This is a genomic window from Paragemmobacter ruber (assembly GCF_009908315.1).
In the GTDB taxonomy this organism is placed as follows: Bacteria; Pseudomonadota; Alphaproteobacteria; order Rhodobacterales; family Rhodobacteraceae; genus Paragemmobacter; species Paragemmobacter ruber.
Map to the genome: position 1 here is coordinate 206,706 of NZ_JAAATW010000003.1, position 19,957 is coordinate 226,662.

Here is a 19,957-nt window from a genome sequence, read left to right on the forward strand (position 1 = left end):
AAACAATGCAATACATGATCCTCATCTACAGCGACCCGACCAGTGAACCTGCGTATGGCACCAAGGAATTCGATGCGATGATGGGCGGCTATTTCATGCTGAACGAAAGAATGAAGGCTGATGGCGTGCTAAAAGCCGGCGAAGCGTTGCAAGGCATTGAAACGGCCACATCGGTGCGGCAGCGCGGTGGCAAGGTGGAAACCATGGACGGGCCCTTTGCCGAAACCAAAGAGCATCTGGGCGGCTACTACCTGATCGACGTGCCGGATCTGGATACGGCCCTGAAATATGCCGCGCTGGTTCCGGCCGTGGCCTATGGCACGGTCGAGGTGCGCCCGCTGATGAACTACAATCCGATGGACAACTGAATGACCACAGCCGCCCCCCAGGCCATCGCCGCCACCAAAGCCCTCGAGGCGGTGATGCGCGATGACCGGGGGCGGCTGATGGCGGCGCTGATCAGTCGCCTGCGTGACTGGGAACTGGCGGAAGAGGTCCTGCAAGAGGCGGCCCTTTCCGCCGTCAGCCATTGGGGCAGGGCGGGCCCGCCATCATCTCCGCAGGGTTGGCTGCTGAAAGTGGCGCTGCGCAAGGCGATCGACCGCATGCGTGGCGGTGCGCGCGAGGCGAAGAAGGCGGCGGCGATGGCCGTCTTGGCAAAGGCAGAGGCCGAGGAGATGGAAGCCGCGCATATCCCGGATGAACGGCTGTCCCTTATCGTTACTTGCTGCCACCCGGCTTTGGAGCAAAAGTCACAAGTGGCGCTCACCCTGCGCACCGTCTGCGGCCTTACAACCACGGATATCGCGCGCGTCTTCCTTGATTCAGAACCTGCCATGGGTCAGCGTCTGTCGCGCGCCAAGGCCAAGATCGCCAAGGCGCGCATCCCCTTTGCCGTGCCGGGACCCGAAGCCTGGGAGGATCGCCTCAACGCGGTCCTGACCACGGTCTATCTGATCTTCACCACCGGCTACACGGCGGGGCCGGACGAACCCCGCGATCTCTGCGCCGAGGCGATTTTCCTCGCGCGCCTGCTGGCCGACCTCCGCCCCGCCGAGGCCGAGATCGAAGGCGCCCTCGCGCTGCTCTTGCTCACCGACTCCCGCCGCGCGGCGCGCATCGGGCCGGACGGCGCGACCCTGCCGCCAGCCGCACAGGATCGCCGCCTGTGGGATGCGCCCGCACTGGCCGAGGGCAGGGCGCTACTGGATCAGGCGCTGGCCCGCCGCGCGCCGGGGCCGTTCCAGATCAAGGCCGCCATCGCCGCCTGCCAGATGGCCGATCCCGGCCCCGACTGGCCCCAAATCGCGGCACTCTACACGCGGCTTTATATCCACGAACCGACACCCGTCATCGCGCTCAATCACGCCGTGGCATTGGCCGAAGCAGGCTATGTGACCGAGGCTCTGGCGCGTCTGCACCCGCTCGATGCCGCGCTGCAGGCCTATCAGCCCTACCATGCCGCCCGCGCTGCCCTGCTTGCCCGCGCCGGGCGTCACGACGACTCACGCGTCGCCTATGATCGTGCGATCGCGATGGCGGGCTCTCTCAACGATGCCCTATTCCTGAGCAAAGGCCGCGATGCGTTGCCCCGCTGACAGGCAAATCTGCGCGCCCCGGCGAAAATGAAAAAAAAGGCCGAGCAGAAGCTCGGCCCAAGTCCAACAGGGAGGTATGAGACGCTAAGAGGTAAACTCGATCAGCGCCTCGCCCCTTCAATTAGGGTGGCGCGCCTGATCGTGCAAGGGCAGGATCGCCCTAAGTGCAGCATGTCCGCTATGCAGCGCCTGCATGGCTTTCGTCTGCGTGGCATGTGGCACGTCGCGGGCTGACCTCGGGCACCCGTCCCTGTCGCCCCTTTCCTCCGCATTGGCCGGCCCGGTCAGCCCTGTTCGCGCTTGCGGTATTTGAAGATTTCCTCGGTCACGAACTCGCGGAAGGCCGCCACGCGCTTGGAATGGCGCAACTCCTCGGGATAGGCCAGAAATACAGGCACTTCGCCGCTTTCCACATCCGGCAGCACGCGCACCAGATCGGGGAAATCCTCGGTAATATAATCGGGCAGCACACCGATCCCGATATTGTTCAACACACCCTGCAACACCCCAAAATAGTTGTTCACCGTCAGGGTTGACGGGATGTCATGGCTCATCAGCTGCGCCACCAGCATCGCGCCTGCGGCCACCTGTGCCGTGCCTGCGTGCTGGCAGATCAGCCGGTGGGAATGGAAATCCGCCATCGTTACGGGCGTGCCGTGCTTGGCCAGATAGTCCGGCGTCGCATAAAGCCGCATCCGGATCTGCATCAGCCGCTTGCGGATCAGGTCGGCCTGGCTGGGCTCCTTCATGCGGATCGCCACGTCAGCCTCGCGCATCGGCAGGTCCAGCACGCGCTCTTCCAGCATCAGGTCGATCTTCAATTCGGGGTATTTCTGATAAAGCGCCGTCAAACGGGGTGCCAGCCACAGCGTGCCGAAGCCCACCGTCGTCGTCACCCGCAACTCACCGAACACCTCGTCTTCGCTGTCGCGGATGCGCGCGGCGGTGGCGTCCAGCCGCTTGACCATCTGGGTGGTCGCATCGAACAGCAACTCGCCCTGTTCCGTCAGGATCAGGCCCCGCGCATGGCGGTGGAACAGCGTCACGTTCAGGCTTTCCTCCAGCGCGCGGATCTGGCGGCTGACGGCAGACTGGCTCAGATGCAGCACATCCCCGGCATGGGTCAGACTGCCCTTGTCGGCCACCGCGTGAAAAATGCGCAGTTTGTCCCAATCCATCTGCATCACTCACCCTTGTCATCCGCGCCATCCTAGCACGTCCGCCCCACATAAGAAGTATAGCTGGTATGTAAAGGACGCATGGCTCCGATTTTGCCACACCGCGCGCTTGGCCTTTCGCGCCGCGCCCAACGCGCCTATGCTGCCCGAAATCGGGCATAACCGGGGACAACCGGGCAAAAGCGGCGCATCAGGCACAAAGGGGCAGGTCATGGCAGTGGGCGTATTCGATTCGGGGCTTGGCGGGCTGACAGTCCTTGATGCCGTGACCCGCCGCCTTCCCGATGTCCCCTTCGTCTATCTGGGCGACAATGCCCACGCACCCTATGGGGTGCGCACCGCCGATGACATCTTCAACCTGACCTGCGCCGCCACCGAACGGCTCTGGGCCGAGGGCTGCGATCTGGTGATCCTCGCCTGCAACACCGCCTCTGCCGCCGCGCTGAAAAGGATGCAGGAAACCTGGGTCCCGCCGCACAAGCGCGTCCTCGGCGTCTTTGTCCCCCTGATCGAGGCGCTGACCGAACGCCAATGGGGCGACAACTCCCCCCCGCGCGAGGTGGCCGTGAAACATGTGGCCCTCTTCGCCACCCCCGCCACCGTCGCCTCCCGCGCGTTTCAGCGCGAACTGGCCTTCCGCGCCATCGGCGTGGATGTCGAGGCGCAGCCCTGCGGTGGCGTGGTCGATGCCATCGAACAGGGCGATGAAATCCTGGCCGAGGCGCTGGTGCGTTCCCATGTCGAGGCGCTCAAGCGCCGCATGCCCGCACCCGAAGCCGCCATCCTCGGCTGCACCCACTACCCCCTGATGGAAAAGGTGTTCCAAGAGGCCTTGGGTCCCGGCGTGAAGGTCTACAGCCAGGCCAATCTCGTGGCCGATGCGCTGGCGGATTACCTCACCCGGCGGCCCGAATTTCTGGGAACGGGACGCGAGTCGAAATTCCTCACGACCGGCGATCCAAAGGCCGTGTCCAGCAAGGCCACGCAATTCCTGCGCCGGAAGATCACGTTCGAGGCGGCCTAGGCCGGACAGCGCAGAACCACACCAAGCGCAACCCGCAGCGCGGGATTGATCCCGCCGGTCCCGTAGGGTGGGCGCTTGTCGCCCACGTTCCGCTGCCCCAACCCACCCCGAAAACCGTTGCGCCCTTCTGCGGATCACCGCGCGCCGCGTGCATACGCCCGTCTGCACTGCGCTGCTGCACGCCGATCTGCACGCCCTGGATGCCAAAAACCCCTTGCCACGGGCGCCTGCCTGCACCATCAACGCCGCATCTGGAAAGGGGGTCGCCATGACCGCGAAAGTCGCCATCCTTGGGGCATCGGGCTATACGGGCGCGGAACTCGTCCGCCTGATCGCCACGCATGAAGGCCTTGAAATCGCGGCCCTTTCCGCCGATCGCAAGGCCGGGATGGACATGGCCGACGTCTTCCCCTTCCTGCGTCACCTGACCTTGCCGAAACTCCAGAAGATCGACGAGATCGACTTTACCGGCATCGACCTGTGCTTCTGCGCGCTGCCCCATGCAACGACACAACAGGTTGTGTCGGCCCTCCCGCGCAACCTCCGCATCGTGGATCTATCTGCCGATTTCCGCCTGCGCGACCCCGCCGCCTATGAACGGTGGTACGGCCAGCCTCACGCCGCCCTCGACCTGCAGGCCGAGGCCGTCTATGGCCTCACCGAATTCTACCGGGACGAGATCGCAAAAGCCCGCCTCGTGGCCGGCACGGGGTGCAATGCGGCCACTGGCCAGTACGCACTGCGCCCCCTGATTTCAAAGGGTTGCATCGACCTTGACGATATCCTGATCGACCTCAAGGCAGGCGTCAGCGGGGCAGGGCGGTCCCTGAAGGAGAACCTGCTGCATGCCGAACTGTCGGGCGGCACACACAGCTATTCCGCGGGTGGAAAGCATCGGCACCTCGGCGAATTCGATCAGGAATTCAGTGCGATAGCGGGGCGCCCCGTGCTGGTGCAATTCACCCCGCACCTTTTGCCCATGAACCGCGGCATCCTCGCCACCGTCTATGTCAAGGGCGACCCGAAGGTGGTTCACGAAACCCTCGCAACCGCTTATGCAGCCGAGCCTTTCCTGAAAGTGCTACCTTTTGGCGCGCTCCCCTCGACACGCGACATTGCAGCATCCAACTACTGCCACATCGGGGTCACCGGCGACCGCATCCCCGGCCGCACCGTCGTGATCGCCGTGCTGGACAACCTGACCAAGGGCTCTTCCGGTCAGGCTATCCAGAACGCCAACCTCATGCTGGGCCTGCCCGAAACCCAAGGGCTGTTGCTCGCCCCCGTCTTCCCGTAGGAGGGATCATGGCCGGACTGAAAGGCCTGAAGAAACAACGCCGTATCCAGATCATCGCGCTTGCCACCGTGGCGTTGATCGGCGCCACCGCCTTGGTCGGCTATGCGATGCGGGACGGCATCAATTTCTTCCGCTCGCCCACGCAGGTGGTCGAGGATCCGCCAACGGCGGGCGAGGTGTTCCGCATCGGCGGTCTGGTCGAGGAAGGGTCGATCGTCCGCGGGCAGGGCGAAACCGTCACCTTCCGCGTCACCGACATGAACCAGTCCATCCCCGTGGCCTATACGGGCGTGCTGCCGGATCTCTTTGGCGAAGGCGAAGGCATGGTCGGCACCGGCAGCATGGTGGACGGCACCTTCCAGGCCACGGAAATCCTTGCCCGACACGACGAAACCTACATGCCGGCCGAGGTTGTGGATGCGCTGAAGGAACAGGGGGTCTATGTCGATCCCGATGCCTCGGGCAGCTGAGCGCGCGCTCTCTCGTCACGGCGTTAACATCTGACCTGCAGCCTGCGCCCGTGTTCACCAGACGCGGAGGCTGCATGAAGACCGTCGAAGACATTGCCATCGAAACCGCAGGCGCGGCCGCCGAGGCGCTGCTGGAGCGACAGTTCCGCGCGCCCGGGCTGCATTCGCTGCCCGAAAGCCTGCAGGCCTGCACCTTTGAACATTACCTCGCGGCTGGCCGTCACGCGATCATCTCGCTGCAGTCCGTGTTGAACCGGCTGGGCGATACATGCCCCCGCAGCGGTGTGATCTGCCCGGCCACCCTGCGGGCCGCCCGCAACGCCGTGGCGCGCTGGGGCGACAGGGTGCTGCAGGCCTGCGCCCGGGAACGCCGGGAACGGGCCTATGAACAGGCCTTCGCGAACCGGGCCATCCGTCGGCAGGTCGCCGATGCCGATGGCGCCAAAGGCCCCCGCATCACGGCGGCCGAGGCGTTCCTGCCCGCCGACATTCACCTGTCCGAAGCCGAACATCGCGCGAGGATTGCCGCATGGACCTGATCTCCCGCACGCTCAAGGGCGCCCCCGCCACACTCGACGCGCTGGCCGCGCTCTTTCCCGACGCCGACACCCACGCCGACACCGCGCCGCGCCCGCCCGGGCGCTATGATCGGCTGGTCGATGCGCTGAACCGGCTGCCGCGTCCGGCGCTGGCCTATGGCGCCTTGGCGCTGATGGCCTTTGCCATGTTCGATCCGGCCGGGTTTGTGCAGCGGATGCAGGCCCTGCAATCCGCGCCGACCGAGCTTTGGTGGCTGCTCGGCGCCGTGATCGCGGGCCATTTTGGCGCGCGCGAGGCGCATCACATGCGCCACCGCCCCGCCCGTCAAGCGGCCCCGCGAAACGAAAGTCCAGCCCCGCCCGCGCCTGCGGCCGCAGAGCCAGAGTGACGCCCGATCCTTGACCTGTCCCTTGCCCTCTGGCATTGCCGGGGCAAGCAGACAGGAATGTGATCAAATGAACCTCTTCTCGGACATCCGCGACCTCGTGATCGCGGCGCTGGACGATCTGGCAGCGCAGGGGACGCTTCCCGCAGGTCTCGATCTGGGTGCTGTGGCGGTGGAACCCCCGCGCGACGCCGCGCATGGCGACATGGCGACCAACGCCGCCATGGTTCTGGCCAAGCCCGCAGGCCTGCAACCCCGCGCCATCGCCGAAGCGCTGGCCAGCCGCCTGATGCAGGATCCGCGCATCGCCGGGGCCGATGTGGCCGGCCCGGGCTTTCTGAACCTGCGCCTTGATCCGGCGATCTGGCACAGCCTGTTGCGTGCGGCCCTGACGCAGGGCACGGACTATGGCCGCTCCAGGCTGGGGCAGGGGATGCGGGTGAACGTCGAGTTTGTCTCTGCCAACCCCACCGGCCCCATGCATGTGGGCCATACCCGCGGCGCGATCTTCGGCGATGCGCTGGCGCGGCTTCTGGCCTTTACCGGCTGGGAGGTGACGCGCGAATACTACATCAACGACGGCGGCGCGCAGGTCGATGTGCTGGCGCGCTCTGCCTATGAACGCTACCGCGAGGCCAATGGTCTGGAACCCGAGATCCGCGAAGGCCTTTATCCCGGCGATTACCTCATCCCCGTGGGTGAGGCGTTAAAGGCCAAATACGGCGCGAGCCTTTTGGATCAGCCGGAATCCGTCTGGCTGCGCGACGTGCGCGATTTCGCCACCGATCTGATGATGGCCGAAATCCGCGCCGATCTGAAACTTCTCGGCGTCGAGATGGATGTCTATTCGTCAGAAAAGGCGCTCTATGGCACGGGCGAGATCGAGGCCGCCATCGCCACCCTGCGCGGGATGGATCTGATCTACGAAGGCGTTCTGGAGCCGCCCAAGGGCAAGGAACCCGATGATTGGGAACCGCGCGTGCAGACGCTGTTCCGCTCCACCGCGCATGGCGATGACGTGGATCGCCCGGTGCAGAAATCCGATGGCAGCTGGACGTATTTCGCGCCCGACATCGCCTATCACTACAACAAGGTGCGGCGGGGCTTTGACGCCCTGATCGACATCTTCGGCGCCGATCACGGCGGCTATGTCAAGCGGATGAAGGCCGCCGTTTCGGCCCTGTCGAACGGGCGGGTGCCGCTGGATATCAAGCTGATCCAGCTGGTGAAGCTCTACAAGAACGGCGAACCCTTCAAGATGTCCAAGCGGGCAGGCACCTTCGTCACCCTGCGCGATGTGGTGGAACAGGCCGGGGCCGATGTGACGCGCTTTGTCATGCTGACGCGCAAGAATGACGCGGCGCTCGATTTCGATTTCGACAAGGTGCTGGAACAGTCCAAGGACAACCCGGTTTTCTACGTGCAATATGCCAATGCGCGCATCCATTCGGTGCTGCGAAAGGCGCGCGAGGCGGGGCTGGATGTGGCAGATGCCACCCTGTCGGCGGCCGATCTGTCGATCCTGACGCATGAGGCGGAACTGGCCATGGCGCGCAAGATCGCCGAATGGCCGCGTCTGGTCGAGATCGCGTCGCGCAACAACGAACCGCACCGCATCGCCTTCTACCTCTACGAGCTGGCCTCCGATTTCCACGGGCTTTGGAACCGCGGGAACGAGGATGTCTCGCTGCGCTTTATCCAAGACGGCGATCCGGCCACGTCTCAGGCGAAAATCGCCCTTGCGCGCAGCGTTTCCGTTGTCATTTGCGCGGGTCTTGGTATCTTGGGCGTCACTCCGGTCGAGGAAATGCGCTGATCAACAGCGCCCCGTCCGGTCGAGCAGGCAAACGAAGTGGATGCGGCACGTATCGCATCCCTCAAGAGGCATGGCATGGCGGACGTGGATTTCGATGAGTTCGAGTTGGATCGCGCATCCCATTGGGCGCCGCGCGGGGCAGGGCACGCGCGCCTGACGCAGATCACGCATCTGGCGGGTGCCGTCTGTTCTGTGGCGCTTGTCGTTGGTCTTGCCTTCTGGGGCTATCGTCTGGCTGTGCGTGACGTGAACGGCGTGCCGGTGATCAAGGCGATGGCAGGCCCCATGCGCATCGCGCCGGAAAATCCCGGCGGCGAAGTGGCCGATCATCAGGGCCTAGCCGTGAACACCGTGGCAGCCCTTGGCACAGCCGCGCCGCCGCCCGATCGGCTGGTCCTTGCCCCGCGCCCGGTCGATCTTGCGCCAGAAGACAGTGCCGGTCTGACGCCGCTCGACGCGGCAGCGTCCCCGCAGGCGGCGGATGGTGCATCGGATCTTGCGACGGCGCCCCTCACCACCGCGCCGCTGGCGGACGATGCGCTGGCGCAGCCGCAGGATGACGTCGCGGCGACCGATACACTCGGCCCCGATCCCGATGCCGTTGCGATGGCATTGGCCGAGGCGCTGGCCGAACCCATCACCGACCCGATCCCGGCAGAGACCGCCACAGCGGACAACGCGACCGGCAGCGCCACGCTCCGCCCGCGCCCGCGCCCGTCCAGCATCTCGGCCAATGTGGCGGCCAGCGCCGATCTTGGCGTGACCCTGACCGACGCCGCGCCCGTCTCGGCCACCGGCGTGGCCGAGGTGGACCCGGCCAGCATCCCCGCCGGCACCCGGCTGGTGCAACTGGGTGCCTTCGATACGCCTGAACAGGCGCGCGCCGAATGGACCAAGCTTTCCAACCAGTTCGCCGATGCGATGGCAGGCAAGGCGCTGGTGGTGCAGGCCGCCGAAAGCGGCGGGCGCAGCTTCTATCGCCTGCGGGCGCATGGCTTCGCCGATGAATCATCGGCCCGCGGCTTCTGCACCACGCTCTTGGAACAGAACGCCTCCTGCATCCCGGTCGAACAGCGATGACAGCGATCGGCACGGGCGCCACGATCTTTGGTTGCGCCGGTCCCACCCTCTTGCCAGAGGAACGGGCCTTCTTTCGTGATGCCGATCCGCTTGGCTTCATCCTGTTCGCCCGCAATGTCGAGACGCCCGATCAGGTGCGCCGCCTGACGTCTGATCTGCGCGAAGCGGTCGGTCGCGATGCGCCCGTTCTGGTGGATCAGGAAGGCGGGCGGGTGCAGCGTCTGCGGGCGCCGCATTGGCGGGAATGGCTGCCGCCGCTGGATCAGGTCGCCCGCTCCGGCGCCCGCGCGGCCGAAGGCATGGCCATCCGGTCGCGGATCATTGCGGATGAACTGCGCAAGGTCGGGATCGACGCGAACTGCGCACCCTGCGCGGATCTGGCGACAGAGGCGACACATCCCTTCCTGCGCAACCGCTGCTACGGCACCGATCCCGCGCAAGTGGGCGCGGTGGCCCGCGCCGTGGCGGATGCCCATCTGGCGGGCGGCGTGCTGCCGGTGGTCAAGCACATGCCCGGCCATGGCCGGTCTGCTGCTGACACGCATCACGATCTGCCGACCGTCACCGAAGAGGCCGCCGTGCTGGACGACACCGATTTCGCCCCCTTTCGCGCGCTGGCCGATCTTCCCATGGCGATGACCGCGCATGTCGTCTTTGCCGCCCATGATCCCGCGCGTCCCGCGACCCAATCCCCGATCATGATCCGCGTGATCCGAGAGCGGATCGGTTTCAAGGGCCTGCTTCTGACCGATGATCTGAACATGCAGGCCTTGTCGGGCAGCCTGGCGGAACGCGCCGCCCGCGCCATTGCGGCGGGCTGCGATATCGCCCTGCATTGCAAGGGTGATCTGGCCGAAATGCAATCCGTAGCCGCCGCAGCCGGGGCGATGGGCCCGGCCACCCGCGCCCGGGCCGAAGCCGCGCTGGCCGCCCGCCGTCCCCCTGATCCTGTTGACATCGCCCGGCTTGAGGCCGACCTTGCGATGATCTTGCAGGAAGCGGCGCATGGCTGATGAGGATTGGTCCGGCGAAGAGCGGCTCTCCACGGCAGAGCGTCTGTCGGCGGAAAGCCTGATTGTCGATGTCGACGGGTTCGAAGGGCCGCTCGATCTGCTGCTGATGCTGTCGCGCACCCAGAAGGTGGATCTCCGGCGCATTTCCATCCTGCAACTGGCCGATCAGTATCTGGGCTTTGTTGAACGCGCCCGCACCCTGCGGATCGAACTAGCCGCGGATTACCTTGTCATGGCGGCGTGGCTGGCCTTCCTGAAATCGCGCCTCCTCTTGCCGCCCGATCCCAGCGATGACGGCCCATCCGCCGAGGAACTGGCCGCCCATCTGGCCTTCCAGCTTGAACGCCTGCAGGCCATGCGCGAGGCAGCCGCCCGCCTGATGGCGCGCGATCAGCTGGGCCGCGATTTCTTTGCCCGCGGCCTGCCCGAGGATGTCACACGGCACCGCGTGGTCACCTATTCGGCCACCCTGATTGATCTGATGCGCGCCTATGCCCGCATCCGCACCAAGGATGAATTCCGCCCCTTCGTGATGGACCGCGATCACGTCTTCACCATGGAACAGGCACTGGATCGCCTGCGCGGCATGATCGGATTTGCGGGTGTCTGGGCGGATCTGACGTCGTTCCTGCCCGATGGCTGGGACATCAACCCGATGCGCCGCCGGTCCAGCACCGCCGCCCATTTCGCCGCCGTTCTGGAACTGGCCAAGCGCGGCCAGATCGAACTGCGGCAGGGTGAAACCTTCGCGCCCATCCAGCTGCGCCGGAAAGACCCATGAGCGATACATCCGAACCCATCGAGAGGAGCCTGTTCGAGGCCCCGCCCATGGCCGAACAGGAACGCATGGTCGAGGCGATCCTCTTTGCCTCGGCCGAGCCGGTGACAGTGGCCGAACTTGCCGCCCGGATGCCGCATGGCTGCGACCCGGCCGAGGCGCTGGTCTATCTGCGCAAACGCTATGAGGGGCGGGGTGTGACCCTCGTGCGCGTGGGGGATGCCCATGCCTTTCGCACGGCGCCCGATCTGGGCCATCTGATGCGCAAGGAAACCGTGGAACAGCGCAAGCTGTCGCGCGCCGCCATCGAAACGCTTGCCATCGTCGCCTATCATCAGCCCGTCACCCGGGCCGAGATCGAAGAGATCCGGGGTGTGGCCGTGTCTCGCGGCACCATCGACCAGTTGCTGGAACTGGAATGGATCCGCCTTGGCCGCCGCCGCATGACGCCGGGCCGACCGGTCACATTCGTGGTGACGGAACAGTTCCTCGATCACTTTGGTCTGGAATCCGCCCGCGATCTGCCGGGCCTCAAGGAATTGCGGGCGGCGGGACTTCTGGACAATCGCCCCTTGCCTGGCAGCCAACAATCCCCAGATGAGGATGAGGAAAGTCCCGCCGGGCAAAGTGAGTTGTTCGAGGATTGAGTATGGGAGCGCTGAGATGGATCTGAATCGTTTGCTGCAAGGTGTCGGCGGCCGCCTGCTGCGCCAGTTTCTGGGCAAGGCCATGAAGGAAGGCATCAACCGCATGGGCAAGACGCAGGGCACCCCAGGCCGCGCCGATCCCGATGCCCGCCGCCGCGCCCAGCAGACCAAGGACACGCAAAAGCGGATGAGCGATCTGATGAAGCTTGGCCGCCGTTTCTGGCGCTAGGCGTCAGCGGAATTGCTTGGCCAGTTTCAGGCCCTGACCTTGATAGTTTGACCGGATCGCCTGCCCATACAGCGTGTCAGGGCGCGACTGCATGCGTTCATAGACCAGCCGCCCGACCACCTGCCCGTGTTCCAGCACGAAGGGGGCTTCGTGGCAGCGCACCTCAAGCACGCCGCGCGAACCCGCGCCACCTGCGGCGGCATGGCCAAAGCCCGGATCGAAGAAACCGGCGTAATGCACCCGGAATTCGCCCACCATCGCCAGATAGGGGGCCATTTCGGCGGCGCAATCGGGCGGGATCGTCACCGCTTCGCGGCTGACCAGAATGTAGAAGGCGCCCGGATCGAGGATAATCCGCCCCTCGGTCGTGCGGATCTCTTCCCAGAACTCTGCCGCCGGATAATGCCCGATGAGATCAAGGTCCACCACGCCCGTATGCGGTTTGGCGCGGTAGCCCACCAGATCGCCGCGCGCTGGCCGCAGATCGACCGAAAAGCCCAAGCCTTCGGAAATCACGGCCTCGCCCGAAACCAGCGGCTCTGCTGCGTGCAGCTGTGTCAGTTCGCCATCCGTCAGCACGGCCTGACCCTGCCGAAAGCGGATCTGGTTCAACCGCATGCCGGGCCGCACCAGCACGGAAAAACTCTTGGGGCAGACCTCGGCATAAAGAGGGCCGACATAGCCTTCTGGGATGCGGTCAAACTCGGTGCCGCCATCGGTGATGGTGCGCGTGAGCAGATCCAGCCGCCCGGTCGAACTTTTGGCATTTGCCACGGCGGTAAGGCCGTCCGGCAGGGAAAGCCCCTCCATCAGCGGGATCACATAGACACAGCCCTTTTCCAGAACCGCCCCCGCCGTCAGATCCACGCGGTGCATCTCGAACTCGGCCAGACGATCGGCCACCTTGCGCCCATGCCCGGCAAGGAAGGAGGCCCGCACACGGTAAGCGACGGTTCCCAGCCGCAGGTCAAGGCTGGCCGGCTGGATCTGCGCCGCGATGATGGGTTGGCTGGCGCTGATCGCCCCATCCGCGATGAGCTGCCGCAGCGCCTGAGAGGGGAGGACACCCTTCGCCATCATGTCGCGCCCCTTTGGTAAGCCCTTGAAACAGAACCGCCCGCGCTGCCGTGTGGCAGGCGGGCGGTTTCGGTGATGGTCGGGCCGGTGAGATTCGAACTCACGACCTTCCGCCCCCCAGACGGACGCGCTAACCAGGCTGCGCCACGGCCCGACAGGCGGGATACATACCGATATTCCGGGCAGGGGCAAGACGGAAAGCGCATGCCGTTGTGTTCACTTCGCACGGCGCCGCGCGGCATCCGCCACCCGTCCGCGCAGGTCCATCAGGCGCGAGTGCAAGCGGGCAAGCTCTGCCTCAACCGGTTCAGCCTGCGCAGGCGTTACCCGGCGCAGGAGCGCCGCAACAGTCGCCACAAGCTCGTCGCTCTCTGCCACAGGTGCCACATCGGCACCCGCATCCTGCGATTCGACAGGGGCAGCCTCGGACGAGACGTTCGCGATGCGGTCCTCATCCACGGCGGGCGCGGGGATCGCCGTCTCTGGCGGCGTTGGGGACGCGTGCTCGGACACCGCTGCCACGTCATCACCGTGGGGCGCAGCCTCGTCGGGCATGGGCGGGTCAGCAGGCATCGCCTCCGACGATGCGTCGTCATGCGATTCACCCGAACCCGGTTCGCGCGCGGCTTCCGCCGCGATGACATTCGGGGCAAGCGCAGGATCGCCCGGCCAGGCCTCTGCACTGTCCATGGCGGCATCCGCGTCCTCTGGCCGGTCTGCTGGATCGCCGGGCCAGAGGTCCCCTTGAACCGGCGGTGCGCCCCGCGCCGGATCGTGCCGGTTCAGGGCGGTTTCCAGCGAAATGATTTGTGCGGTTTGCAAGGCCTCGTCCGATGGCATCTGATCGGACAGGACCCGTGCAGCGGGGCCATACTCGGCGCTCAGCACGGCCTCGATGTCGCTGTCCAGAAGAGCCGCCGGGGAATCGCCGGATCCAAGGCTGGCTACATGCCTAATCCCTTGTTCGCGCAGTATTTTCTGCACGCCCCGGATCGTCATGCCTTCGTCGTGAAGCAGCCGCTTGATCCCCGCGAGCAGGGCCACGTCACCAGGCCGGTAATATCGCCTGCCCCCGGCACGCTTTACCGGGCGGATCTGGGGAAAGCGACTTTCCCAGAAGCGCAGCACATGGGCAGGCGTTTCCAGAAAATCGGCAACTTCACTGATGGTGCGGAACGCCTCTGGCGACTTGTCCATCGGCGGGCGACCTCCTTACTTTTTCGATCCGGCGGCCACGCGATCCTTCATCAGATGCGACGGACGGAAGGTCAGAACACGGCGCGGGCTGATCGGCACTTCGTCACCGGTTTTCGGGTTCCGGCCGACGCGCGCTGATTTGTCCCGCACCGAGAAGGTACCGAAAGACGAAATCTTGACCGTCTCGCCGCTGGCCAGCGCATCGGACATGTGCTGCAGAACGCTTTCCACAAGTTGTGCGCTTTCATTACGCGACAACCCGACCTCGCGGAACACCGCTTCGGACAAATCCATACGGGTCAGCGTCTTTTCACTCATCATGTCCCCCCCGGGCTGTTCACGCCAGAGTGAGCGGTTTGGAATTCCGAGTCAATATCAACCACTTGTCGCGCGGTTTTCAGGCGCGCGCTGCGGCATTACCAGCGCAGGACCACCGAACCCCAGGCCAATCCGCCCCCGATCGCCTCGGTCACCACCAGATCGCCCGGCTTGATCTGGCCGCGCGCCTTGCCGACCGACAGCGCCAGAGGGATGGACGCGGCCGAAGTGTTGCCATGGTCCTGCACGGTGACAACCACCCGGTCCATGGGCACCTGCATCCGCTTTGCCGTGGCTTCGATGATGCGGATATTGGCCTGATGGGGCACGATCCAATCGACGTCGCCGCCGGTCAGCCCCACCTTTTCAAGCGCGGCATGTGCCGTTTCGGCCAGTTTTTCGACCGCGTGCCGGAACACTTCCTTGCCTTCCATCCGAAGGTGGCCGGTCGTTCCGGTAGATGTGCCCCCATCGACATAGAGAAGATCGCGGAACTGCCCGTCGGAATGCAGATCCGTGGACAGGATGCCACGGTCGGCGGTCGTTCCCGACCCCTCTGCCGCCCCAAGGACAAGCGCCCCGGCGCCATCGCCGAAAAGAACGCAAGTTGACCGATCCGACCAATCCATCAGCCGCGAAAAGGTTTCCGCGCCGATGACCAGCACGCGCTTTGCCTGACCGGACAGGATCAGCGCATTCGCATTGGCCATGGCATAGACAAAGCCCGCACAGACCGCCTGCACATCAAAGGCAAAGCCGCGCGTCATCCCAAGGCCGGCCTGCACCATGGTGGCCGCTGCGGGGAAGGTCAGATCGGCCGTGGACGTGGCCAGAATGATCGCATCCACCGTGTCCGCCTCGACCCCCGCATCGGCGAGGGCGGCGCGGGCGGCGCGGATCGCCAGATCCGACGTCGTCTGCCCTTCGGCCGCGAAATGCCGCCGCTCGATCCCGGATCGCGTGCGGATCCATTCATCCGACGTCTCGACCAGCGTTTCGAGTTCAGAGTTCGGGACAAGCCGTTCGGGCAGATAATGCCCGACGCCCAGGACGACGGCGCGTGTGGTCATTGGATCCTATCGCCTCCCGGCCCCTGTTCCGCGGCGGAAGGGGGCGTTTCTGCGGCGGCATCCTGCCCCGTGCGCAAGGCAGACGCAACCCGCGCGGCCAGACGGTCCTGAAACCCGGCGGCGGCAAGTTGCCGGGCCAGCCGCAGCGCCGCCGCCACGCCTGTCGCATCGGCAGAGCCATGCGATTTCACCACCGTTCCGTTCAGGCCCAGAAAGACCCCCCCATTCGCCCGGCGCGGATCCATCCGCTTTTGCAACCGCTTCAGCGTGCCGAGCGCGAACAGGGCCGCCAGACGCGAAAAGATCGAGGCGTTGAATTCTTCGCGCAGGAAGTCCGAGATCAGCTTGGCCGTACCTTCGCCGGTCTTCAGCGCCACGTTCCCGGTGAACCCATCCGTAACGATCACATCGACGCGGTCTGTCGGAATGTCGCTGCCTTCGACAAACCCGATAAATTCAAAGGCGCCGGCATCGGCCTGAGGACCAAGCAGTTCATGCGCCTCTTTCAACTCGGCGCGGCCCTTGTGTTCTTCGGTGCCGACATTCAGCAGACCCACGCGGGGGCGTGTCAGGCCAAGCCCGTTGCGGGCATAGGACGCGCCCATCATGGCGAATTGGACCAGATCCTCGGCTTCCGCCTTAACGTCTGCGCCCATGTCGAGCATGACGTTGAAACCACCCGGATTGCGCGATGGCCAGAGGCTGGCGATGGCGGGGCGGTTGATGCCCGGCAGGCGGCGTAGGCGGATCATCGCCACCGCCATCAGCGCGCCGGTATTGCCGCAGGACACCGCGACCGTCGCCTCGCCCTGTTTCACGCTTTCGATGCAGGACCACATGGAGGTGCCTTCGCCATGGCGCATGACGTGGCTCGGCTTGTCCTGCATGGAGACGACCCGCTCGGTCGGGCGCACGGTCACGCGCCCCTGAAGGGCGCTTTCCCGCGCGATCAGGCGTGAGAGTTCCGCCTCGTTCCCGTGAAGGATGAAATCGACATCCGGATAGGTGGATGCAGAAATGGCAAGGCCGGCAACCACGGCTGCCGGTCCCCTGTCTCCGCCCATCGCATCAACGGAAATGACGATGCGTCGCGCGCCGTCGGTTGCCGGAGTCTGAAGTCCGTTGGCCATCGGGCTTGCGTCGGAAGAGCGGCTTACGCCGCGTCCTCGTCCAGATCGACTTCCTTGGCGGTGGCCACGACTTCGCGCGAGTCGTAGTGGCCGCAGGCGCTGCACACGTGGTGCGGGCGCTTCAGCTCGCCGCAGTTGGAGCATTCCTGCGGGTTGCCCGCAACAAGGGCATCATGCGCGCGGCGCATGTTGCGGCGCGAACGGGTGACTCGGTTCTGAGGGACAGCCATGTCTCGACCTCGGGTAGTGGGGACATGCCCCTGATTTCGCTTTGCGATCAGCGGTTTGCCCGCTTTCCGTGCGAGCCGTCACCTGCCATCGAATGAGGCGCGGAAAATACCCGGATTTGGTTCGGGCGCAAGCCCCTTTCTTGCGCTTTTCGCGAAGGGCTATTCGCCCCCCTCCGAAGGCGTCAGCCGATCGCGCAGGGCAGCGAGCGATGCGAAGGGTTTCAGATCCTCGTCGCGCAGGGGGGCGGCGCCGGGCGGGGCAAAGGTCGCCTCGCCCAGCGCGACACCCGGCGCCCGGGGGTAGAGCGGCAGGGAAAGCTCCAGCGCCTCCAGGGCGACAGCGCCGGGATCAATCACCTCGGGGAGGAGTTCCTGACTGTCATCCTCGGGCATCTCGACCTCATCGCCTTCGGGGTCCTGCCAATCGGCGAGGTAGAGGCGCCGCACGGGTTCCGCGATGCTGGCTGGAACGGGCGCGAGCGTGACGGAACAGGGCTGTACGATGGAGGCGGTCAACTCGGCCTCAAGCTCAAAGTCGCTGCGGCCGCTGGGGCGCAGTTCGCCGCGAAAGCGCAGGGCGGGCAGATCAAGCAGGCCCAGCGCGGCCGCAATGGCGGCGCGCGTCGCGGCATCGGGGCGCAGATCGAACCGCGTCGGCTTGCGCGACGACAGGGTTGCGCTGCGCAACGGGTGGCGCAGGGGCGCGTCGGTGGCGGGTTCGGCCGGGGCTTGGGCGGGTTTTTCGGGCGTCGGGCGGGGCATCGGGTGGGGCTCCGGGCGGGGGATGGGGCGTGTCCTGCCGCACGTTCCTGCCAACTCCGGTGTGGTGGGGGCTGTTCCATTCTTGAACAGTGGCCCGTCCTTCTGTAAGCCGGAACGAAAGCGCCGTGTGCGACCGTTGAGAACTGCAATACGTGTTGTGCAGGCGCATGACAAGGCAAGCAGGCGTGACCAGCGGTTGACGCGGCAGTGGCAGGTAGGGAACGGAATGGGTTTCTTTGGCAAGATGGCGGCCTCTGCGGGTCTTGGCAGGGGAGTGCGGCTGGGCCTGATCGGCGCGGTCCTGTTTATTGCGGCCTGTTCGACGATCTATCGCAATCATGGCTATGTCCCGTCCGAGGATGAACTGGCCCTGATCGAGGTGGGCGTGGACACGCGCGAGAGCGTGAACGAAAAGATCGGCCGCCCCTCGGCTTCGGGCCTTTTGAACGATACCGGCTGGTTCTACGTGCAAAGCCGCTGGGCCTATCGCGGTGCGCTGGAACCGCGCGAGATTGACCGGCAGGTGGTGTCGATCACCTTCAGCGAAGGCGGGATCGTGCAGAATGTCGAACGCTTCGGGCTGGAGCGGGGCAAGGTCGTGCCGCTGTCGCGCCGTGTGACCGAATCCAACGTGCAGGGTCTGAGCGTGATCCAGCAGCTGCTGGGAAGCTTCGGGCGCGTCGCGCCGGGCCTGTTGACCGGGGATTGATCGCGGCCTTTGGGCCATGCCCGCAAGGCCAAAGGGGCGCGGCAGAGCCGCGCGCCTTTTTCTTTCCGCCTCAGTTTTCGGGTTCGAAGGTCAGCGCCACGCCGTTGATGCAGTAGCGCAGGCCCGTCGGCGCGGGACCGTCGGGAAAGACATGGCCCAGATGCGCCTCGCACCGGTTGCAATGCACCTCGGTCCGGCGCATCCACAGCGTGCGGTCTTCCTGTTCGCCCACCAATTCGGGGTCGATCGGCTGCCAGAACGAGGGCCAGCCGGTGCCGCTGTCGAATTTCGTGCGCGCATCGAACAGCGGTGCGTCACAGCAGACGCAGCGGAACGTCCCGGGCGCCTTGGGGAAGTCGTCATGCGTGAAGGCCCGCTCGGTGGCGTGCTTGCGCGTCACGCGATAGGCGAGATCCGACAGTTGCGCCCGCCATTCGGCATCCGATTTCACGACCTTTTCCATCCTGTGTCTTCCTTATCTGGAGCACGGCCCGGGGAAGATTTCCCGTGGGGCTTGCGTCGCCATTTGCCTCTGTCGCATATCTAGACCGCTGAGTTTGCGTCGCCAAGCGGCGAGGAGCGAGTAGGGTGCAACCGTTCTGCAAGGGCCAGTTCCGTGCGCGACTGGCCGGGTCCCCTGATGATATACGCGCGGCGCAGCGGCTGCGTTACCGGGCGTTTCGTGGCGGTCGTGACGGGGGGGATGCGCAGCTTGGCGCCTTGGACCATGACGCGCTGGATGCGCGCTGCGATCACCTGATCCTTGAGACGGTCGATGGCGCAGAGATCGTGGGAACCTGCCGTCTGGTCGTGATCCGGCACCCGCAGGAAATGGATCGCAGCTACAGCGCGCAGTTCTACGCCTTGCGCACCCCGGACAGGCTGACCGATCCGCGGCTGGAGATCGGGCGGTTCTGCCTTTCGCCCGCGCTGCGTGATCCGGATGCGCTGCGGCTGGCCTGGGCGGCGCTGACGCGGATCGTGGAAACCGAGGGCGTGGTGCAGATGTTTGGCTGTTCATCCTTTGCAGGGGTGGATCCGGGGGCGCATGCCGACGCGCTGGCCCTGCTGGCGGCGCACCATATTGGCCCGGTCGCGGATCGCCCCGGTCGCAAGGCGCCCGAGACGGTGCCTTTGGTTCCTGCCGCGCATGATCCTCGGCGCGCGCTGATGCAGATGCCGCCCTTGCTGCGCAGTTACCTTGCCATGGGGGGATGGGTCAGTGACCATGCGGTGATCGACCGTGACCTGAACACGCTGCATGTTTTTACTGCTGTCGATATCGCGGCCATTCCCCCGGCCCGGGCGCGGCTGTTGCGCGCGGATGCCAGCTGAGGCGTCTGCGCTGACGGGGAGGAGCTGACGGGGAGGTGCTGACGGGCGTTGACGGCGCGCGGTCGCCCGCATAC

Annotated in this window: 24 protein-coding genes and 1 tRNA gene; 15 read left to right on the top strand and 10 right to left on the bottom strand. The window is 65.6% G+C overall.

Features of this window, described 5'->3' with window-relative positions:
• Nucleotides 1–5: 5 nt before the first annotated feature.
• Nucleotides 6–368, top strand: coding sequence for a YciI family protein (locus tag GU920_RS13185; RefSeq protein WP_161767559.1), 363 nt, complete (start codon nucleotides 6–8; stop codon nucleotides 366–368).
• Nucleotides 369–1,598 carry an RNA polymerase sigma factor gene (locus GU920_RS13190; RefSeq protein WP_161767560.1) on the top strand — a complete coding sequence of 410 codons (1,230 nt, stop codon included), beginning with the start codon at nucleotides 369–371 and terminating at the stop codon, nucleotides 1,596–1,598.
• 284 nt (nucleotides 1,599–1,882) lie between these two features.
• Here the strand turns inward: GU920_RS13190 and GU920_RS13195 are convergent, their stop codons facing one another.
• Nucleotides 1,883–2,776, bottom strand: a complete 894-nt coding sequence (locus tag GU920_RS13195; RefSeq protein WP_161768082.1) for a LysR family transcriptional regulator — start codon at nucleotides 2,774–2,776, stop codon at nucleotides 1,883–1,885.
• 211 nt (nucleotides 2,777–2,987) lie between these two features.
• On the opposite strand from GU920_RS13195, the gene GU920_RS13200 reads away from it, so the two are divergent.
• The 11 genes from GU920_RS13200 to GU920_RS13250 all read left to right on the top strand — a co-directional run bounded on the left by GU920_RS13200 (nucleotide 2,988) and on the right by GU920_RS13250 (nucleotide 12,055).
• On the top strand, nucleotides 2,988–3,800 hold the full coding sequence (locus GU920_RS13200; RefSeq protein WP_161767561.1) for a glutamate racemase: 813 nt from the start codon (nucleotides 2,988–2,990) through the stop codon (nucleotides 3,798–3,800).
• A gap of 268 nt (nucleotides 3,801–4,068) precedes the next feature.
• Nucleotides 4,069–5,097: an N-acetyl-gamma-glutamyl-phosphate reductase gene (gene argC / locus GU920_RS13205; RefSeq protein WP_161767562.1), complete on the top strand. Its 1,029-nt coding sequence runs from the start codon at nucleotides 4,069–4,071 to the stop codon at nucleotides 5,095–5,097.
• Nucleotides 5,098–5,114: 17 nt separating this feature from the next.
• On the top strand, nucleotides 5,115–5,567 hold the full coding sequence (gene ccmE / locus GU920_RS13210) for a cytochrome c maturation protein CcmE (RefSeq protein WP_161768083.1): 453 nt from the start codon (nucleotides 5,115–5,117) through the stop codon (nucleotides 5,565–5,567).
• Nucleotides 5,568–5,641: 74 nt separating this feature from the next.
• Nucleotides 5,642–6,106, top strand: coding sequence for a peptidoglycan-binding protein (locus GU920_RS13215; protein WP_161767563.1), 465 nt, complete (start codon nucleotides 5,642–5,644; stop codon nucleotides 6,104–6,106).
• Nucleotides 6,097–6,495 carry a 3TM-type holin gene (locus tag GU920_RS13220; RefSeq protein ID WP_161767564.1) on the top strand — a complete coding sequence of 133 codons (399 nt, stop codon included), beginning with the start codon at nucleotides 6,097–6,099 and terminating at the stop codon, nucleotides 6,493–6,495. Before GU920_RS13215 ends, GU920_RS13220 begins: the two co-directional genes overlap by 10 nt.
• Nucleotides 6,496–6,562: 67 nt before the next feature.
• Nucleotides 6,563–8,308: an arginine--tRNA ligase gene (gene argS, locus GU920_RS13225; protein ID WP_161767565.1), complete on the top strand. Its 1,746-nt coding sequence runs from the start codon at nucleotides 6,563–6,565 to the stop codon at nucleotides 8,306–8,308.
• Nucleotides 8,309–8,383: 75 nt separating this feature from the next.
• Nucleotides 8,384–9,388 carry an SPOR domain-containing protein gene (locus GU920_RS13230; protein ID WP_161767566.1) on the top strand — a complete coding sequence of 335 codons (1,005 nt, stop codon included), beginning with the start codon at nucleotides 8,384–8,386 and terminating at the stop codon, nucleotides 9,386–9,388.
• A complete protein-coding gene (locus GU920_RS13235; RefSeq protein WP_161767567.1) occupies nucleotides 9,385–10,401 on the top strand; it encodes a glycoside hydrolase family 3 protein in 1,017 nt (338 codons plus the stop codon). Before GU920_RS13230 ends, GU920_RS13235 begins: the two co-directional genes overlap by 4 nt.
• The gene (locus GU920_RS13240) at nucleotides 10,394–11,182 is read left to right on the top strand and encodes a segregation and condensation protein A (RefSeq protein ID WP_161767568.1); all 789 of its coding nucleotides are present in this window, start codon (nucleotides 10,394–10,396) and stop codon (nucleotides 11,180–11,182) included. Before GU920_RS13235 ends, GU920_RS13240 begins: the two co-directional genes overlap by 8 nt.
• Nucleotides 11,179–11,826 carry an SMC-Scp complex subunit ScpB gene (scpB, locus tag GU920_RS13245; RefSeq protein WP_161767569.1) on the top strand — a complete coding sequence of 216 codons (648 nt, stop codon included), beginning with the start codon at nucleotides 11,179–11,181 and terminating at the stop codon, nucleotides 11,824–11,826. The genes GU920_RS13240 and scpB overlap by 4 nt, the downstream gene beginning before the upstream one ends.
• A gap of 16 nt (nucleotides 11,827–11,842) precedes the next feature.
• A complete protein-coding gene (locus tag GU920_RS13250; protein ID WP_161767570.1) occupies nucleotides 11,843–12,055 on the top strand; it encodes a hypothetical protein in 213 nt (70 codons plus the stop codon).
• Between the two features lie 3 nt (nucleotides 12,056–12,058).
• Here GU920_RS13250 and GU920_RS13255 read toward each other — a convergent pair whose 3' ends face one another.
• The 8 genes from GU920_RS13255 to GU920_RS13290 all read right to left on the bottom strand — a co-directional run bounded on the left by GU920_RS13255 (nucleotide 12,059) and on the right by GU920_RS13290 (nucleotide 17,839).
• Nucleotides 12,059–13,135: a 2'-deoxycytidine 5'-triphosphate deaminase gene (locus GU920_RS13255; protein WP_161767571.1), complete on the bottom strand. Its 1,077-nt coding sequence runs from the start codon at nucleotides 13,133–13,135 to the stop codon at nucleotides 12,059–12,061.
• A 73-nt stretch (nucleotides 13,136–13,208) separates the two neighbouring features.
• Nucleotides 13,209–13,286, bottom strand: a tRNA-Pro gene (locus GU920_RS13260).
• Between the two features lie 62 nt (nucleotides 13,287–13,348).
• Nucleotides 13,349–14,329, bottom strand: coding sequence for a MerR family transcriptional regulator (locus GU920_RS19350; protein WP_201744139.1), 981 nt, complete (start codon nucleotides 14,327–14,329; stop codon nucleotides 13,349–13,351).
• A 15-nt stretch (nucleotides 14,330–14,344) separates the two neighbouring features.
• Complete coding sequence (gene ihfA / locus GU920_RS13270; RefSeq protein ID WP_161768084.1) at nucleotides 14,345–14,647, bottom strand: integration host factor subunit alpha; 303 nt, start codon at nucleotides 14,645–14,647, stop codon at nucleotides 14,345–14,347.
• 98 nt (nucleotides 14,648–14,745) lie between these two features.
• Nucleotides 14,746–15,717, bottom strand: a complete 972-nt coding sequence (locus GU920_RS13275) for a beta-ketoacyl-ACP synthase III (RefSeq protein ID WP_161767572.1) — start codon at nucleotides 15,715–15,717, stop codon at nucleotides 14,746–14,748.
• Nucleotides 15,714–16,847, bottom strand: coding sequence for a phosphate acyltransferase PlsX (gene plsX / locus GU920_RS13280; protein ID WP_161767573.1), 1,134 nt, complete (start codon nucleotides 16,845–16,847; stop codon nucleotides 15,714–15,716). Before plsX ends, GU920_RS13275 begins: the two co-directional genes overlap by 4 nt.
• Before the next feature lie 23 nt (nucleotides 16,848–16,870).
• Nucleotides 16,871–17,077: a 50S ribosomal protein L32 gene (gene rpmF, locus GU920_RS13285; RefSeq protein WP_161767574.1), complete on the bottom strand. Its 207-nt coding sequence runs from the start codon at nucleotides 17,075–17,077 to the stop codon at nucleotides 16,871–16,873.
• Between the two features lie 159 nt (nucleotides 17,078–17,236).
• The gene (locus GU920_RS13290; RefSeq protein ID WP_161767575.1) at nucleotides 17,237–17,839 is read right to left on the bottom strand and encodes a YceD family protein; all 603 of its coding nucleotides are present in this window, start codon (nucleotides 17,837–17,839) and stop codon (nucleotides 17,237–17,239) included.
• Between the two features lie 226 nt (nucleotides 17,840–18,065).
• Here GU920_RS13290 and GU920_RS13295 point away from each other — a divergent pair, with 226 nt between their 5' ends.
• Complete coding sequence (locus GU920_RS13295; protein WP_235933296.1) at nucleotides 18,066–18,548, top strand: outer membrane protein assembly factor BamE; 483 nt, start codon at nucleotides 18,066–18,068, stop codon at nucleotides 18,546–18,548.
• Nucleotides 18,549–18,618: 70 nt separating this feature from the next.
• Here the strand turns inward: GU920_RS13295 and msrB are convergent, their stop codons facing one another.
• Nucleotides 18,619–19,011, bottom strand: coding sequence for a peptide-methionine (R)-S-oxide reductase MsrB (gene msrB, locus GU920_RS13300; RefSeq protein WP_161767576.1), 393 nt, complete (start codon nucleotides 19,009–19,011; stop codon nucleotides 18,619–18,621).
• 125 nt (nucleotides 19,012–19,136) lie between these two features.
• Here msrB and GU920_RS13305 point away from each other — a divergent pair, with 125 nt between their 5' ends.
• Entirely contained in the window at nucleotides 19,137–19,883 is a 747-nt protein-coding gene (locus tag GU920_RS13305) for a GNAT family N-acetyltransferase (RefSeq protein ID WP_161767577.1), read from the top strand.
• Nucleotides 19,884–19,957: the final 74 nt, after the last annotated feature.